Annotated in this window: 15 protein-coding genes; 10 read left to right on the plus strand and 5 right to left on the minus strand. The window is 67.5% G+C overall.

Annotated elements, in window-relative coordinates; genetic code table 11:
* Positions 1-20 precede the first annotated feature (20 nt).
* Positions 21-1463, minus strand: a complete 1443-nt coding sequence (locus tag K9U15_RS03140) for a helix-turn-helix transcriptional regulator (protein WP_123672655.1) — start codon at positions 1461-1463, stop codon at positions 21-23.
* Between the two features lie 376 nt (positions 1464-1839).
* Between K9U15_RS03140 and K9U15_RS03145 the strand changes: the two genes are divergently transcribed.
* Positions 1840-3657 carry an FAD-dependent oxidoreductase gene (locus K9U15_RS03145; RefSeq protein ID WP_123672653.1) on the plus strand — a complete coding sequence of 606 codons (1818 nt, stop codon included), beginning with the start codon at positions 1840-1842 and terminating at the stop codon, positions 3655-3657.
* A gap of 96 nt (positions 3658-3753) precedes the next feature.
* On the opposite strand, the gene K9U15_RS03150 is transcribed toward K9U15_RS03145, so the two are convergent.
* A complete protein-coding gene (locus tag K9U15_RS03150) occupies positions 3754-3948 on the minus strand; it encodes a hypothetical protein (RefSeq protein WP_087190151.1) in 195 nt (64 codons plus the stop codon).
* A gap of 282 nt (positions 3949-4230) precedes the next feature.
* Here K9U15_RS03150 and K9U15_RS03155 point away from each other — a divergent pair, with 282 nt between their 5' ends.
* Positions 4231-5310: a hypothetical protein gene (locus tag K9U15_RS03155; RefSeq protein WP_123672651.1), complete on the plus strand. Its 1080-nt coding sequence runs from the start codon at positions 4231-4233 to the stop codon at positions 5308-5310.
* Positions 5311-5375: 65 nt separating this feature from the next.
* On the opposite strand, the gene K9U15_RS03160 is transcribed toward K9U15_RS03155, so the two are convergent.
* On the minus strand, positions 5376-6170 hold the full coding sequence (locus K9U15_RS03160) for a 4Fe-4S dicluster domain-containing protein (protein ID WP_123672649.1): 795 nt from the start codon (positions 6168-6170) through the stop codon (positions 5376-5378).
* Positions 6171-6465: 295 nt separating this feature from the next.
* Here K9U15_RS03160 and K9U15_RS03165 point away from each other — a divergent pair, with 295 nt between their 5' ends.
* Positions 6466-7167: a DNA-3-methyladenine glycosylase gene (locus K9U15_RS03165; RefSeq protein WP_123672647.1), complete on the plus strand. Its 702-nt coding sequence runs from the start codon at positions 6466-6468 to the stop codon at positions 7165-7167.
* Positions 7168-7723: 556 nt separating this feature from the next.
* Positions 7724-8518, plus strand: coding sequence for a ZIP family metal transporter (locus tag K9U15_RS03170; RefSeq protein WP_087190147.1), 795 nt, complete (start codon positions 7724-7726; stop codon positions 8516-8518).
* A 239-nt stretch (positions 8519-8757) separates the two neighbouring features.
* Here K9U15_RS03170 and K9U15_RS03175 read toward each other — a convergent pair whose 3' ends face one another.
* On the minus strand, positions 8758-8922 hold the full coding sequence (locus tag K9U15_RS03175; RefSeq protein WP_170162979.1) for a hypothetical protein: 165 nt from the start codon (positions 8920-8922) through the stop codon (positions 8758-8760).
* Between the two features lie 337 nt (positions 8923-9259).
* Here K9U15_RS03175 and K9U15_RS03180 point away from each other — a divergent pair, with 337 nt between their 5' ends.
* The 6 genes from K9U15_RS03180 (at position 9260) to leuB (ending at position 15646) form a co-directional block, all read left to right on the plus strand.
* The gene (locus K9U15_RS03180; protein WP_123672645.1) at positions 9260-10435 is read left to right on the plus strand and encodes an iron-containing alcohol dehydrogenase; all 1176 of its coding nucleotides are present in this window, start codon (positions 9260-9262) and stop codon (positions 10433-10435) included.
* 303 nt (positions 10436-10738) lie between these two features.
* On the plus strand, positions 10739-11644 hold the full coding sequence (locus tag K9U15_RS03185) for a peptidoglycan-binding protein (RefSeq protein ID WP_087190145.1): 906 nt from the start codon (positions 10739-10741) through the stop codon (positions 11642-11644).
* Positions 11645-11825: 181 nt separating this feature from the next.
* Positions 11826-12305 carry a spore coat protein SP96 gene (locus K9U15_RS03190; RefSeq protein WP_123672643.1) on the plus strand — a complete coding sequence of 160 codons (480 nt, stop codon included), beginning with the start codon at positions 11826-11828 and terminating at the stop codon, positions 12303-12305.
* Positions 12306-12477: 172 nt separating this feature from the next.
* The gene (leuC, locus tag K9U15_RS03195) at positions 12478-13746 is read left to right on the plus strand and encodes a 3-isopropylmalate dehydratase large subunit (protein ID WP_123672640.1); all 1269 of its coding nucleotides are present in this window, start codon (positions 12478-12480) and stop codon (positions 13744-13746) included.
* Between the two features lie 14 nt (positions 13747-13760).
* Positions 13761-14255: a 3-isopropylmalate dehydratase small subunit gene (locus K9U15_RS03200; protein ID WP_096227331.1), complete on the plus strand. Its 495-nt coding sequence runs from the start codon at positions 13761-13763 to the stop codon at positions 14253-14255.
* Between the two features lie 281 nt (positions 14256-14536).
* Positions 14537-15646, plus strand: coding sequence for a 3-isopropylmalate dehydrogenase (leuB, locus tag K9U15_RS03205; protein ID WP_096227330.1), 1110 nt, complete (start codon positions 14537-14539; stop codon positions 15644-15646).
* A gap of 151 nt (positions 15647-15797) precedes the next feature.
* On the opposite strand, the gene K9U15_RS03210 is transcribed toward leuB, so the two are convergent.
* Complete coding sequence (locus tag K9U15_RS03210) at positions 15798-16772, minus strand: CPBP family intramembrane glutamic endopeptidase (RefSeq protein WP_096227329.1); 975 nt, start codon at positions 16770-16772, stop codon at positions 15798-15800.
* Between the last annotated feature and the right edge of the window lie 63 nt (positions 16773-16835).

A 16835-nucleotide genomic window follows, 5' to 3' on the forward strand; every position in this document is an offset into this window, starting at 1 on the left:
AGGTTCCGGCGCGGCGTCGCTCAGGCGTTGCGCGCTTCGGCCTCTATCAGGTCGATGAGGCTCTGCTGGGAGTGCACGTCCACCTTGCGGTAAATGCTTTTCACGTGGCTCTTCACCGTCTCGTCGCCGATGACCAGCTCCTCGCTGATGTAGGCGCGGTTACGGCCCTTCGCCAGCAGGAAGAGCACCTCTATCTCGCGCGGCGACAGGCGGCAGCGCCGGGCGATGCGCGTGCCGGCCTTCTCGAAGTCGGTGGCGGCATCGGCCTCCTCCATGGGCTTCACGTAGCCCCAGCCCGTGCTGGCCTGCCCGCTGCCCAGCGCGAACAGCGCGATGATGAGGATGGCGAAGATGATTCCCGCCGAGAGCATGGCCATCCCCAGGTCGGTGTTCACCACGCTCACGGCCAGCGCCGCGGCGATCGACCCGGCGAACTGGCCGAGCTGGATGGAAAGAAGGCCCCAACCCGCTATCCAGCCCGCCGGCACGCCGCGCGAGGCCAGCACGGGCCAGAGCGCCCACAGCACGATGTAGAAGTACTGGTAGCCCGCCTGGTGCACCGCCGTGCCGATGACGTTCCACGGTTCGTGCAGCGGCAGGAACAGGAAACCCGCCGCCATGAGCGGCAGGGCCACCTGGTACGTCAGGTGGTCGAAGTCCATCTTCGCCCAGCTCATGGTTGCGAAGATGGCCACGGACCCGCCGACGATGGCCGCGATGTTCAGCAGGTCGCGCACGGCCAGCCAATCGCTCTCCACCGGCGCCATGAGGCCTTTCATCGCGCCGAACGACACGCCGAAAAACAGCGCCACGGTCACGAGCCGCAGCGGTGGGCGCGCCTTCACCCGCACGTTGCGCTCGCGCCGCGGCAGGCGGGGCACGCTGCGCTTGTAGTGCAGGAAGCAGCCCATGCTCGCCGCCGGCAGTAGGGCTACGGCCAGCTGCGCTGCGTCGACGGGCAGCAGCCGGATGGCGAAGTACGCGACGGCGGCGATGAGCAGGGCGACCACGGAGTAGTTCACGGTGCGCTTCGATCCGAGCGAGGCGAACAGCTCGGCCCACAGCATCACCACGATGGCGCTGCCCACTCCCGTGACCAGCGCGCCTGCCAGATAGACCGGCGCGGCGGCCCCGCCGGTTGCTACGAGCACCGGGTGCGAGAGGGCGAGCGTGCCGATGGCGGTGAGCGCGCCACCCGCGTGGGGCAGCCAGCGCACATCGGCCAGCGGGTTGCGGAAGTACGACAGCATGAGCAGAAACGCGATGGTCACGACGTTCGCCAGCAGCGAGACCACCCACAGCGGCTCGAGCGCGAGCGGGCCGGCAAGGCCGCTGAAGACGTCGAGCAGCGTTCCCTCGCCGTAGAACAGCGAGCTCCAGAACACGCACCATATCCAGATCCAATGCGCCGCGAACCCCAGCAGATCGGGCGTGCGCCACAGCTCGTCCTTGAACGACGGCATCGCCGCTCCCTCCCGTAGCGGGCCGCGAAGCGCCGGAGCGCGGCGCGGCTGATCTCCCCGTGCTCATTATAGCGCCTAGGTCGCGTGCCGCGCCCTGCTCGCAGGCTGACCGTCCGGCTTGTATGCCTCTGGCCCGTGGCGTTGTTCCGGGCCTCGCGAGCGCGCAGCGCCCGCCGCGCGCAGGGTAGCCTGACCGGACGCGTGCGGGCATCCCCCCGGCAGGGGGAAATGCACGTGGGGAGGCATTTCCCCCTGCCTGCGGGTTGATGACGGGCAGTGTCGGCTTTAAGGTGAGCCTGCGGGCAGCGGCAACGCTGCGCTCCGGTGCGCAAAAGGGGCGCGCCGGGTTCGCGAGTCGAATCAAGGAGGGATTCTCATGGAGGAAGAGAAGGGCATGGGGAAGAGGGGCCTGTCGCGTCGCGCGTTCTTGGGCCTGGGCGGCACGGCGCTCGCCGGTGCGGCCATGGCCGGCATGGCCGGCTGCGCGCCCCAGTCGAAGTCCGACGCCAAGGCCGACGCCGCCGCGGGCGGCGAGGGCGGCATCCCGGTGGCGGAGAGCGGCGCCTCGGCCGGCCCCGACGTGGCCGGCAAGCACAGCTGGGAGATAGCGCCCGAGCCCATCGCCAAGGACAAGATCAAGGGCACGGAGGAGTGCGACGTGCTCGTCATAGGCGCGGGCCTCGCGGGCTGCTGCGCCTCCATCTCGGCGCTCGAGAAGGGCGCGAAGGTCATCACCATCGACAAGAACCCCGAGACCGTGGTGGCGCGCGGCGTGCACATCGCCGGCTTCCACACCAAGGTCCAGCAGAAGCTGGCCGGCGAGGGCCTCGTGGAGGAGCCCGACTACAACAACGTCGTTCGCCGCTGGATCAACTGGGCGCAGGGCCGCGTGAAGGAGCCGCTGCTGTGGGAGTTCGCGCACAAGAGCGGCGCGTGCTTCGACTGGCTGTACGACCTGGCCACGAAGAAGGGCCTCGAGGCGCTGTTGTGGGACGGCTACTACAAGGGCCCCGACTACACCGAGTACCCGGTCACGCACATCTTCTACCAGGCCGACAAGTACGAGGAGACCGTGAACTTCACGTTCTACCAGGGCTCGGGCGTGGGCGACGTGTACGGCAACGCGGTGCTGGTGCCGGCGCTGTACGAGACCATCGCCGACATGGGCGGCGAGATCCGTTGGGAGACGAAGAGCGAGCAGCTCGTGCGCGACGGCGACGGCCCCGTGACGGGCGCTGTCGTTTCCACCGGCAAGGACGAGTACACGCAGATCAACGCCAAGTCGGTCATCATCGCCTCCGGCGACTACGCGGCCGACAACGAGATGTTCCAGTACTACTCGCCCATGACGGCCTACGCCATGGACGGCCGCTTCTACAACCCGCCCGACTGCGACACCGGCGACATGCACAAGCAGGCCATCTGGGCCGGCGGCGCCATGCAGAAGTCCGAGCCGCACGCGGCGGTCATGCACCTGGACTTCGGCGCGGCCAGCTACGGCTTCCTCCATGTGAACTGGGAGGGCAAGCGCTTCAAGAACGAGGACGTGAACACCCAGTCCAAGAGCGTGACGAAGGCCCTGCAGACGAAGAAGGACGCCTGGACCATCTACGATTCCCACGGCCTGGAGCAGGTGAAGGCCCAGATGGACGCCGGCTTGGGCGGCGGTTTGCAGTGGGGCCAGCTCACCCAGCCCGTGGGCGGCGAGTACAACCTGGAGGCGCAGAAGAAGGTGCTGGAAGGCGAGCTGGAGAGCGGCCAGACGGTCGAGGCGAACACGCTCGAGGAGCTGGCGGAGAAGATGGGCGTGCCGCCCGAGAACCTCGTGGCCACGGTCGACCGCTACAACGAGCTGTGCGATCTGGGCCGTGACCTGGACTTCGGCAAGCGCCCCGAGGTCATGGGCAAGGTCGTCGACCCGCCGTTCTACGCCGGCAAGCTGGTTGCCAGCATGCTCACCATGTGCGGCGGCCTGCGCACGAACCTGGACGCCCAGGTGCTCGACGCCGAGGACCAGCCCATCGAGGGCCTGTACGTGTGCGGCTCTGCCGCCGGCGAGTTCTTCGGCGCGGGAGACTATCCCACCTACGTGCCGGGCATCGGCCACGGACGCTGCGTGACGTTCGGCCGCATCGCGGGCATCAACGCCGCGGGCGGCAACGCCGACGAGGAGATCCCGAGCCTCGACCTCTAGCCATGGGGCAGGCGAGCGGGCGTCGTGCCCGCTCGCCGCTCCTTTTCCGGGCCGCCGATCCTCTCCCTCCCGATCGGCGGCCCTTTTTTGCACGACCTAGCGACCGTATGGATCCCACCCGCCGGGCGGCGTGACCTTCTCGGCCTGCACCACCGCCGAGGCGTACTGGATGCGGGCGACCAGATCGTGCTCCGTCTCCGACACGGACTCGTAGTCGTCGCGCGAGCGGAAGAGGGCGTACACGCCCTCCATGAGCGCTCCGATGGTGATGTTCTCCTCGCCGTCGTGCATGGGAATCCCCCGTCCCTCGCCGACGCTCCCCAAGGATCGCCGACGCCGTAGTGTGCCAACCGTTCCAGTATAGCCGATATGTAACCTGCTGAATACGTTGACGCTTATAGCGGCCGTCTGCCGCGCACCCCGTTCGACGGTTTGCCTGCGGGTGATGGGAGCGCAACGGTTGCGTCACGCTCGCGATCCACCCGTTCGGCGGCCTACGGCCGGGGCGACAATGCAGCGGATACCGAACCATCCCGCGGGCGCGCCCGTCCGCGGTCGACGAAAGGAACCGCCATGCCCGCATCGATCCACCCCGAACTGAAACTGAACATCGTGCTCGACGAGGAGAGCTTCCAGGGCGATGCCGACTCCGAGATCGAGCGTCGCTTCACAGCCGTCGCACCTACGGAGGTCGTTCGGGCCGAGAAGGGCTCGCAGCGCGCGAACGTCATCGAGTTCGACGTTGGGATGAACGCGGTGGACGAGGATGCGGAGGACCCGCTGTGGGAAGGCGCGCTCACCACGTGGCTCGACGAGGAGTTCGCCGAGACGTCGGCTCTGGTGGCGCGCGAGAACGACGCCCGCCGCAACAACGGCGACCCCGTGCTGCCCTTCTCGTGGGCCGAGGTGCGCTTCGGCACGGGCCCGGCCATCGCCGTGCGCATGGTGGAATCGTCCATACCGGAGGCGGCTGCCGGCTACGTGGGGCGGGCACGCACCCTGCTGCGCGCGGGTGCCCTGGGCGCGGATCCCATCGAGGTGATCCGCATTCCCGCCTGCGCGAGCATCGCGGCCCAGCGGCAGGCCGGCGCGCAGCAGGGCGACGCAGGGGCGGGCGCCGCTGCCGACGGTGCGGGCACGACGGCGGCCGTGCGCGCAATCGGCAAGGAGGAGCGTGGCTCGTCCTCGGCCTCGGACATCATCGCGGCCGTGACGGAGGCCGCCGGCATCGACGACGAGGCGCAAAGCGGCTGGACCGCTGCCGACCCCGATGGCGAGAACGCGTGGGAGGGTTCTGCGCGCGAGACCGAGGAGCCTACGCGCGCCGAGCTGGACGACGCCCTGGCCGAGGCCGAGGCGGCGCTGCGCCGTGGCGACGACCCGGCCGACGCATCGGCCGAGGATGCGGCGGTGGATGCCGAGGAGAGCGCGCCGCCGGCCTCGGTCGTCACCGACGAGCCCGCGCACGGTGGCGACGCGGTCTCCAGCAGGCAAGGCGGCGACGATACCGAGGTGGACACGTCAGGCGAGGGCTGCGCGCTCTCCGACGAGGACGTGCCCCGCTCGCTCGACTACCGCATCTGGAACGTGGCCTACGCCGACGGCACGTCCGTGCGCTTCGACTCCGTGCTGGGAGAGGCCATCCTGGACTAGCGGGCAGGGACAGGAGGGACAGGGTAAGGTTGTCTTGCCCCGTCCCTCCTGTCCACCTAGCTTCCCTACAGGAACAGCTCCGGCTCCTTGCGCTCCATGCAGTTGCCCTCGAGCATGGCCACGATGGCCGCCGCCTGCTCGCCCTCGAAGCGCTTCGCGCCCTGCGGGCACCCCTTGACGCAGGCGTTGCACTGCAGGCAGCCATCCGCGACTTTGGCAGGGTCGTCGGCGTCGATGATGCCCATGGGGCACAGCTTCACGCAGATGCCGCACTTCGTGCAGGCGTCCGTGGTAGCGGGGCGCGCGCCCGTGTCGGGCATGCCGTCGCGGTAGGGGCGGTTGCCCTTGATGGCGGGCGTTTCGGTTGCGCCCTGCTCGATGAGGGCGGCCACGTCGTGACCGAACTGCGCGGCTACGGCCAGGTCGTCCGCGTCGGGGCGGCCGGCGCCCACGCGCGGCGCCATGGAGTGTTCGCCGATGAACGCGCCGGCGGCGATGACCTTGAAGCCGCGCTCGCCCAGCAGGTCGGCGGCCTCCAGCAGCGCGTCATCGTAGTGGCGGTTGCCGTACACGCCCACGACCACGGCCTTCGCTCCGTCGCCCTCGAACTGGTCGATGCAGTCCATGAGCACGGCGGGGACGCGCCCGCTGTACACGGGGAAGGCGAACAGGAACACGTCGTTCTCCTGGCCGCCGGCGCGCACGGGACGGCTCTTCGGCTTCGTCAGGTTGATGGCGATGCTCGTGAGGTCGCGGTCGGCCGCGATGGCGTCGGCCACCTCGTAGGCGATTTTCTGAGTCGCCTTCGTCGGGCTGAAGTACACGTTGTAGATCGAGTTGCGAACCGGATGGTCCTTCATGGTTTCCCCCTCATACACCTCTCTGCTTTTGCTGCTGTCGGCGCAGCGGCCTTGCGGACCCGCTGCACTGCGTGTCCGATGGTACCCCTTTCGGCGCCGTCTGGCTATGGCCGGTGCGGCGTTTTGTCCGGCGACCGTTGCCCCTGCGCATCGGTCGGGTCCTGTCAACGTCCTGCGTCCGCCTTCGCGGGCGCCTTGCGCGCCAGGGCCGGTTATACTGGTGCCGAAGGCGGGGCCGTGCGGGGCCCGCGCGTCCTCGGCGCCGGTGCGCCGTTCCCGGCGGAGAGGAGCCCCCATGGGAGAGCAGCGTTATTTCGAGTACGACGAGCAGGCGATCGCTTACCTGAAAGCGCGCGACGAGCGGCTGGCCGAGGCCATCGACGCTATCGGGCCGGTGCGCCGCGAGGTGACGCCCGACTTGTTCGCGGCGCTGGTCAACTGCATCGTGGGCCAGCAGATATCCACGAAGGCGCAGGTCACCATCTGGAGGCGCCTGACCGGTGCGTTCGGCGACATCACGCCCGAGGCCATGGCCGCCTGCCCTGACGACGAATTGCAGCAGTTCGGCCTGTCGTTTCGGAAGGTGGGCTACATCAAGGGCGCGGCCGAGCGCGTGGTAGCCGGCGAGCTGGATCTGAAGGGGCTGGCCGACCTGCCGGACGAAGAGGTGTGCCGCCGGCTGTCGGCGCTGCCGGGCATCGGCGTGTGGACGGCCGAGATGCTCATGACGTTCTCGATGCAACGGCCCGACATCATGAGCTACGGCGACCTGGCCATTCTGCGCGGCCTGCGCATGCTGCACCACCATCGCCGTATCACGCCCGAGCTGTTCGCGAAGTACCGCCGCCGCTACTCGCCGTACGGCTCCGTGGCGAGCCTCTACCTGTGGGAGATCGCCGGCGGCGCCGTTCCCGGCCTGCGCGATTGGGCGCCGAAGGGCGGCGGGGCGAAGCGCCCTCGGCCGGGCGGGGCGAAAGGCGGGTCGCGGGGGGACTAAACGGGCGGTTGACGATCGTAACGGTTTCATTGCTCACGTGCACAAAAGAAGCCGAAAGGGTTCAGTTTGCAGGGAAAAGAGCCTATAATCCGGCTTGTCCGACAGTAGAACCAAACGCAATGGTAAGCGGAAAAGACTATCTTCGCCAAGTACAGTCTCGTGATGATTGCGGCGCCGCAGAGCGGCAGGGCTTGTGGGTGAGCTACGTTGAGGATACGCCAAGCACGCTGTCGGCATTCCTTTCGATGAGGCCGGGGTTCCCCCGGCCTCATTGTGCTCACCGGCGGCCAGCCGCTCGCGGCGCCTGCGTTTGCGTCGGGCCGCTCACCTGCGGCGCTCGAACTCGCCACGGCCAATTCATTCGCGATGCCCGCGGAGGCCTCAAGGAGCAAGCCCCGCCCCCCCCAAGAGGCGCACAACGTGCGGGGCAGCTCGGTAACGCTGGGAAAATGCGGACGCTTAAGCCGACGAAAAGGCTTACACTTGATGCCTCGAAGATGAAGGCGCCTGCCGCTGCGCTCCTGCGGCGGGCGAGCGATACGATAGGAGGGCGCTCATGCAAACCGCGCTTCTCTGGGCTGCGTCGGGCACCGGGTTCACGTTCCTGATGACCACGCTGGGCGCGGCCTCGGTGTTCCTGTTCCGCAAGCGCAACAGCATGGCTATCCAGCGGGCGTTTCTGGGGTTCGCGGCCGGCGTCATGATCGCGGCATCGGTGTGGTCGCTGCTCATCCCCGCCATCGAGCGGGCCGAGGAGGCGGGCCAGGTGGGTTGGATTCCCGCGGCGGGCGGGTTCGTCATCGGCGTGGCGTTCCTCATGGTGCTGCACCAGCTGCTGCCTCACCTGCATCCGGGCGAGAGCAAGCCCGAGGGCCTGCCGAGCAAGTGGGATCGGCCCACGCTGCTGTTCACGGCCGTGACGCTGCACAACATTCCCGAGGGCATGAGCGTGGGCCTGCTGTTCGCCATGGCAGCGCAGAACGGCGGCGACCCGGCCATGTTCGGCATGGCGGTGGCGCTGGCCATCGGCATCGGCATCCAGAATATCCCCGAGGGCGCCGCCGTGGCGCTGCCCATGCTGCAGGAGGGTATGAGCGCACCGAAAGCGTTCGGGCTGGGGGCGTTGTCGGGCCTGGCCGAGCCTGTGTTCGGCATCCTGGTGGTGCTGTTCGCAGGCCTCATATCGCCGTACATGCCGTGGATGCTGGCGTTCTCGGCCGGCGCCATGATGTACGTGGTGGTGGAGGAGCTGATCCCCGAGGCGCACCTGGGCGAGCATTCGAACGTGGGCACGCTGGGCGTCATGGCGGGGTTTTTGGTCATGATGGTGCTGGACGTGGCGCTGGGGTAGGCGGGCCTGCCGCTTGACTGCACTCCGGCGGGGAGGTGCAGCCGACCCCGGCGCATTTCGGCGAAAGCCCCGGCGGTGTTCCGGCGGCTCCCGGCAACACCTCGTTGGCGCTCTTGTGGAGAACCGCTATAAGCGGCATCGGCTCCTTCCGCGCAGCGTTTTCGTTTGCTATAATGCAGGCGAGCCGCAGGGAGCTGCTAACTCCCCACGGCTCTCGGATCGTCTTGGCGGTTCGGATGCTATGTGCTGTGCCCCGGATCGTCCTTGTTGGACGACCGGGGCAAATCTTTCGACACGAGCTTGACGACAAGCCCGGCCGCCCCGAGCAGCACGTTCAACAGCGCAACGTGCAGCCCGAGAACCTGCAAGATCACTCCGGTAAGGGCAAGCAGCATATCATCCATAGAGGGTCACCCCCCTTCCAAAATCGGAAATGGGTGTGAGGGGTGTCGGTCCTCCCCGCCTGGACGAATCCGTGTGGCCATCTTAGCTCCGCAACCTTGCCGCCCGACCGTAATTCGACCGTTGCGGAACCGCGCCGACCTTGCGCGTTCATCGCATTCCGGCCGTGCGAACCTTGCGGGGATCTTGCGACGTTTCAGCACGCTCCCATCGTGTTTTCACCGTTTCCGCTTGCCTGCCGTCGTCCGGCCCTGCTTCCGGCGAACGCGGCGCATGCCGGGGCGGGGGAGCGGTATACTGGTTGGCCAACGACGAAGGCTTGCGGAAAGGACTGCTGCCATGGAGGATTTCGAGTTCGTATCGCCCACGCATTTCGTGTTCGGCCGCGGGGCGGAAGAGCAGGTGGGCCCGAAGCTGGCCGGGCGCGGCGCGCGCAAGGCGCTCGTGCACTTCGGCGGGCAGAGCGCGGTTGCCAGCGGCCTCATCGACCGCGTGAAGGCGTCGCTCGACGCGGCCGGCATCGAACATGTGGAGCTGGGCGGCGTGCGGCCGAACCCGGAGATCGGCCTGTCGCGCGAGGGCATTGCGCTGTGCAAGGAGCACGGCATCGACTGGGTGCTGGCCGTGGGCGGCGGCTCGGTTATCGACTCGGCGAAGGCCATCGCCGTGGGCGCGCACTACGACGGCGACGTGTGGGACTTCTTCGAGACGAAGCAGCAGACGGACGACGTGCTGCCCATCGCGGTGGTGCTCACCATCCCGGCCGCCGGCAGCGAGGCGTCGAAGAACACGGTGATGAGCAACGACGAGCTGGGCCTGAAGTCGGGCTACCCGAACAACGCGCAGCGCCCGAAACTCGCGTTCATGAACCCCGAGCTCACGTTCACCTTGCCGGAGTACCAGACGGCGGCCGGCCTCACCGACATGTTCTGCCACCTGCTGGAGCGGTTCTTCGACGATGTGGGCGCCGTGCCCGTGACGGACAACCTGTGCCTCTCGCTCATGAAGACGGTGCGCGCCGAGGCGCCGCGCGTCATGGTGGAGCCCGATAACTACGATGCGCGCGCGAACGTCATGTGGGCGGGCATGCTGTGCCATCAGGGCCTCGCGGGCGTCGGCCGCCACGAGGACTGGGCCACGCACGGACTGGAGCACGAGCTGTCCGCCCTGAACCCGGGCATCACGCACGGCGCGGGCCTGGCCGTGATGTTCCCGGCGTGGATGGAGTTCGTCTACGACGCGAACCCGGCGCGCTTCGCCTATTACGGCCGCGAGGTGTTCGGCCTGGCGCCCACGGGAGACTTGGAGGCCGACGCGCTGTCGGCCATCGACGAGACGCGCGGTTTCTTCGCCTCGCTCGGCATGCCGGTGACGCTCGACGAGCTGGGCGTGGGCGAGGACGACATCGAGCGCATGATCCCCACGCTCAAGGAGAACAAGGGCGAGCCCTTCGGCAGCTTCAAGAAGCTCACCATGGATGATGCTCGCGAGATCTATCGAATCGCACTGGCCTGACGGCCAGCGCGATCGCCGACGCTGCGGCCGGCCGTGGTGCCCGATCTCGCGGCGATGCCGGAGACTCGCGTAATCCTACCCGGCTTTGCCGTGTAGGATGCGCCGGCTCGGGCGCACAGGCAGGTGGCGAACAAGCCGGGGGCTTGTTCGCCACCTCCGCCATCCCCACGATCTCGGGCACTACGGCAGGCCTTGCTGACTTACTGCGCCAACCAGGACGTTGCCGCTTCAACCTGCTAGCCGCTCTGTTCCTTTGGTGAAACCCCTGGAGTGGATGCCGGGGGGCGGGCGGCCTGCGGTACCATGGCCTCCATGGAAACCATCAAGCGACATGACACCGGTGCTGCCGTCGAGGACGTGCAGCAGCGCCTGGCCACCATCGGCCTGCTCGACCAGGCCGCCGTCGACGGCTCGTTCGGCGAGCAGACCGCCGCCGCCGTGCGGGCGTTCTGCATCCAGGCGGGCCTGCCCGCGGGCGAGGACGTGACCGGCAAGGTGTGGTCGACGCTCGTGGACGCCTCGTACTTCCTGGGCGACCGAACGCTGTACCTGCGCATGCCCCACTTCCACGGCCACGACGTGGAGGAGCTGCAGCAGGCGCTCGGCGCGCTCGGGTTCGCTTGCGGGGCGAACGACGGCATCTTCGGCGCGTACACGGAGCTCGCGCTGCGCAAGTTCCAGCTGAACCTGGGCTTGCCGTCCGACGGCATCGCCGGCGCGTACACGTACGCGGCCATACGCAACCTCCACCATTCCTGGGAGGGCAAGGAAGCCGTGCACGAGGCCGTGCACCTGGGCTTCGCGCGCGCGGCCGACGTGCTGGAGGGCAACGCTCTGTGCCTGTTCGGCACGCACGAGTTCACGCGCAGCGTGGCGTCGCGCATGTCGAACCTCGCGCTGGCCACCAGCCCCGCGTCCAAGATCGTGAGCGCTGACTCGCTGCTGGTGAAGCCCGACCAGGAGATGCTGCTCGTGCACATCGTGCTGGCCGAGGAGGCCACGGCCGAGGCCGTGCCGCGCGTGAGCTTCGACGACGAGGCCACGCTGCCCCTGCGCTTGGAGACGGCCATCGGCGTGGCCGACGCCGCCGCCCCGTCGCGCATCGCCGTGGAGCTGCCCGGCACCATGTGGGAGGACGCCGGCGAGGGCCGTTCCGCCCAGCACTTCGCCATCACCCTGCTCGACGCCCTCTGCTCCGCGCTCTCGTAGGTTCCGTCGGCCTGCCGGCCGCCGGAACTCCTCGACCGGCTCGGCAGCGCTTCCGCGCGCTCCTACACCAGATGGAGTAGTCAACGTGTCAGTTCGATGACGGATTTGCCGGTCGAAGCGGGGGTGCGCTAGGGGCCTTTTATACTTGCTGGCAAGCAACTTCGATGAAAGCAGGTTCATTATGGCCGACGATACGAACAACACCGAGCAGGGCATCCCCACGCCTCCTTCGTGCGACGCCCCGGAAGCCCCGTCCCAACCCGTTCCTCCCGCGCAGCCGCAGCAGCCGCCGATGGGCCAGCAGATGCCGCCGCAGCAGCCCTACCAGGCTCCGCAGCCCGGGTATCAGCCACAGCCGCAGCCGATGTACATGCCGGCGCCGCTCATGCAGCTTACTGGTGGCATGAAGTTCGGCTGGTTCGTGGTGGGCGCCCTCATGGGCATCCCGGGCATCGTCATCTCGTGGCTCGTGAACGTGGACAAGCTGCCGCAGGTAAAGAGCGAGGCCCTGAAGTGGACCATCATCGGCTTCGTGGTGTGGATCGTGCTGGGCATCCTCATCAGCCTGGCGATCGGCGGCATGATCACGGCGCTGGTTGCGGGGGCCATGGGCTCGGCCGGTTCCTACGGCTACGATTACGGCTACCACGGCTCCTGGTAAGCCGGCCTGAAAGGGCGCCGTTCCGGCGAAACATGAAAAATCGCTTCACAACGAAGGGCCCTTCGGGGCTCTTCTCTTTTGCACGCTAAAGCGAGTGCTACAATGGTGGGCGTTTTCCACCTGCCCGCCCCGCGCGGGCTCGCACGGCCCACCGCAAACCAAGGAGCAACCCATGCCACGTCCCATGACCATGGCGGAGAAGATCCTCGCCGCCCATGCGGGGCTCGACGAAGTGGAGCCGGGTCAGCTGATCGAATGCGATCTCGACCTCGTGCTGTCCAACGACGTTACCGCCCCCATCGCCGTCAAAGAATTCCGCAAGATTGGCGTTGAGAAGGTGTTCGATCCCACGAAGATCGCGCTCGTGCCCGACCATTACGTCCCCAACAAGGACATCAAGAGCGCCGAGCAGGCCAAGATCGTGCGCGACTTCGCGCGCGAGCAGGGCATCACCCACTACTACGAGGTGGGCTGCATGGGCGTCGAGCATGCGCTGCTTCCCGAGCAGGGCGTCGTCGGCGCGGGCGACCTCATCATCGGCGCCGACAGCCACACCTGCACCTACGGCGCGCTGGGCGCGTTCGCCACGGGCGTGGGCTCCACCGACGCCGGCGTGGGCTACGCCACCGGCAAGGCGTGGTTCAAGGTTCCCGAGTCGCTGCTGTTCAAGATCGAGGGCGAGCTCGCCCCCGGCGTCACCGGCAAGGACGTCATCCTGCACATCATCGGCATGATCGGCGTGGACGGCGCGCTCTACCAGGCCATGGAGTTCACCGGCAGCGCCATTCGGAACATGGGCATGGACGAGCGCATGAGCATCTCGAACATGGCCATCGAGGCGGGCGGCAAGGCCGGCCTCATCGAGGTCGACGACGTGACGCGCGCCTACCTGGACGGCCGCACCGAGCGCCCCTACACCGAGTACCACTCCGACCCGGACGCCCAGTACGCGAAGGTGTACGAGATCGACGCCGCCTCCATCGTGCCCACCGTGTCGTTCCCGCACCTGCCGTCGAACACGCGCCCGGCCGCCGAGGCGCGCGACGTACGTATCGACCAGGCCGTCATCGGCAGCTGCACGAACGGCCGCATCGTCGACATGCGCCAGGCCGCCGATGTGCTGCGCGGGCGCACCGTCCATCCCGACGTGCGCTGCATCGTGATCCCCGCCACGCAGGCCGTGTACCGCCAGTGCATGGAGGAAGGCCTCATGGACGTGTTCCTCGACGCGAACTGCGCCGTGTCCACGCCCACGTGCGGCCCCTGCTTGGGCGGCTACATGGGCATCCTCGCCGCCGGCGAGCGTGCCATCGCCACGACGAACCGCAACTTCGTCGGCCGCATGGGCGATCCCACGAGCGAGGTCTACCTGTCCTCGCCGGCCATCGCTGCGGCGAGCGCGGTGCTCGGCCACATCGGCCTGCCGGAAGATTTGGACTAGGAGGGACTGCGACCATGCAATTCAAAGGAACCGCGCACCGCTATGGGCGCGACATCGACACCGACGTCATCATCCCTGCTCGCTATCTGACCACGTCCGATCCGGCCGAGCTCGCGAAGCACTGCCTCGAGGACCTCGACACGTCGTTCATCGAGCGCGTGCAACCCGGCGACATCATCGTGGCCGACGAGAACTTCGGCTGCGGCTCGTCGCGCGAGCACGCGCCCATCGCCATCAAGGCGGCCGGCGTCGACGTGGTCATCGCCAAGAGCTTCGCGCGCATCTTCTACCGCAACTCCATCAACACGGGCCTCGCCATCATGGAGTGCCCCGAAGCGGTGGACGCCATCAGCCAGGGCGACGTGGTGAACGTGGACGCCGACGCGGGCGTCATCGTGAACGAGACGACGGGCCAGACCTTCGAGGCCCAGCCGTTCCCCCCGTTCATCCGCGAGATCATCGAAGCCGGCGGCCTGATCAACCGCACGAAGGCGAAGCTGGGGAAGTAGATTCGCATGCAATGCCCGTTCGCTTTGCTTTGCGTAAGGAGAATGGCGGATATTTGAGCAGAAATCACCAGATTGTTGCACATTTTTGCATCTGACGGTGTTTCTTCTCAGCCACTCGCCAAAGATGAGAGCATTTTCGCAGGTCGCTACAAGCTGATTGTGCGAGATGCTCTCGAAGCTGCAACAAACTGGTGATTTTTGTGCAATCGCGGCCCCTTTGCCATGCCCTAAGGGGTCACCGAGGTGCTTTTGCTGAAAACCTATATCCGAAAGAAGATGTCATGACCAAGAACTACCAAATTTGCCTGCTTCCCGGCGACGGCATCGGCCCCGAGATCATCGCCGAGGGCGTCAAGGTGCTCGACGCGGTGGGCGCGAAGTACGATACGGCGTTCGCCTACACCGAGGCGCTGCTGGGCGGGTGCGCCATCGATGCGACAGGCACCGCGCTGCCGGACGAGACGCTGCGCGCGGCCGAAGCCTCCGACGCCGTGCTGCTGGCGGCTGTCGGCGGCCCGAAGTGGGACACCACGGATCCGGCGAAGCCGCGTCCTGAGCAGGGTCTGCTGGGCATCCGCAAGGCGCTGGGCCTGTACACGAACCTGCGCCCCGTGCAGATCTTCGCCGCGCTGGCCGATGCATCCACGCTCAAGCCCGAGATCGTGGACGGCGTGGACATGATGATCGTGCGCGAGCTGACCGGCGGGTTGTACTTCGGCCGCCGCGAGCGCTTCTACGACGAGGAGTGCTGCGGAACGGACGGCACCGCCGGCCAGCGCGCCTACGACACGCTCGAGTACCGCGAGTACGAGGTGGAGCGCATCGCGCGCCAAGCCTTCGAGGCCGCGCGCAAACGCCGCAACAAGGTGACGAGCGTCGACAAGGCGAACGTGCTGGAGACGAGCCGCATGTGGCGCGAGATCGTGCACCGCATCGGCGCGGAGGAGTACCCCGACGTGGAGTTGGAGGACCTGCTCGTGGACAACACGGCCATGCAGCTCATCAACCGCCCGGCCGACTTCGACGTGGTGGTGACCGAGAACATGTTCGGCGACATCCTCTCCGACGAAGCCGCGCAGATCACCGGCTCGCTCGGCATGCTGGCCAGCGCCAGCCTCGGCGACGGCACCGCGCTCTACGAGCCCAGCCACGGCAGCGCGCCCGACATCGCGGGGAAGGGCATCGCGAACCCGCTCGCGCAGATTTTGTCCGTCGAGATGATGCTGCGCTACAGCTTCGACATGGGCGAGGCCGCCGACGACATCCGCCGCGCGGTGACCGCCGTGCTCGACGAGGGCTGGCGCACCGGCGACATCAAGGGACCCGACACACCGGCCGACAAGATGGTCGGCACCGTCGCCATGGGCGACCTCGTGGTGGAGCGCCTGTAGACGGAACGCGGCCCGGCAGATCGGCAGGTTTGGCGGTGCAGCAGGCATGGACAGGGCGGGGCCCGATCTGGCGGCAGATCGGGCCCCGTTTTTCGTTATGCCAGGGTCGGATGTTTCACGTAAAACATCCGTTCGTGTGCTAGCCGTTGGGCTACGCCTTAGGAGCGCGAGCCAGGTCGGCCTTCGTCACGTCATCGGGCAGTCCCGCCTTCGGCATGTCGAGCGTGCCCTCCTTTTCGCGACGATGCAGGTCGCGCAGCATGAAGGCCGCCACGACGACGAAGGCGCTGCCGCCGATGATGCCGACGGGCAGGGGGCCGACGAAGGGGTTGCCGCCCGTCACCGAGAACAACAGCGCCGCGCTCACGAAGCCGTTGATTGCTCCGTGGCCGATGGCCGCCGCCAGGCAGCTGCCCGTGCGCACGGTGACGTACGTGAGGAAGATGCCGACGACGATGCAGAACAGGCACATGGCCGCTATGCCGCCGATGGGCCAGGTGGGATAGCCGGTGCCGTAGTTATGCCCGATGATGGTGAGCGGTGCGTGCCAGAGCCCCCAGATGACGCCCGTGACCAGCAGCGTGGGGACGATGCGCAGATGCGTGGACACCTTCGGCACGAGGTAGCCGCGCCATCCCCATTCCTCGCCGAACGTCGTGAAGATGTTGAGCACGGGCGCCAGGAAGATGGCGAATGGCAGCTGAGCGAGCAGCATCATGGTGACGGTGTCGGCAGGCAGCTCGGCGCCGGTCGCCGCTGCCTGTTGCTGCGTCGAGGCGACGAAGGCGCCCATGGAGGGGTCGAAATCCTGCGGGAACACGAGGAAGTACACGGCTGCGCCGATGACGGACAAAATGGCCGGCCCGAACCAGGCGACGGCGAACCATGGTAGCGACTTCTTGAACCCGCGCGGTTTGACGACGCTGTTCTTGAACCCCTCCCGTGTGACGAGGCGCGTTACGAGCACACCGATGGCGGGGAAGAACATGGCCGCCCCGGTGACGAACTGCGCCGCGACTGGCGGGATGCCGGTGAGCGCCCCCGACGACGCCGGGTACACCACCCCGAACTCGTACGCCCACGTCAAGGCGAAGGTGACCGCCAGAAAAATCGCTATGCGCCTCATGGTCGTGCTCCTCTTCTCTCTTCATCGCCGGGTGCTTCACGCGAAATATCAGTTCGGGCAAAC

Origin of the sequence: Gordonibacter sp. RACS_AR68 (assembly GCF_030418485.1) — a bacterium.
Taxonomy (GTDB): Bacteria; Actinomycetota; Coriobacteriia; order Coriobacteriales; family Eggerthellaceae; genus Gordonibacter; species Gordonibacter urolithinfaciens.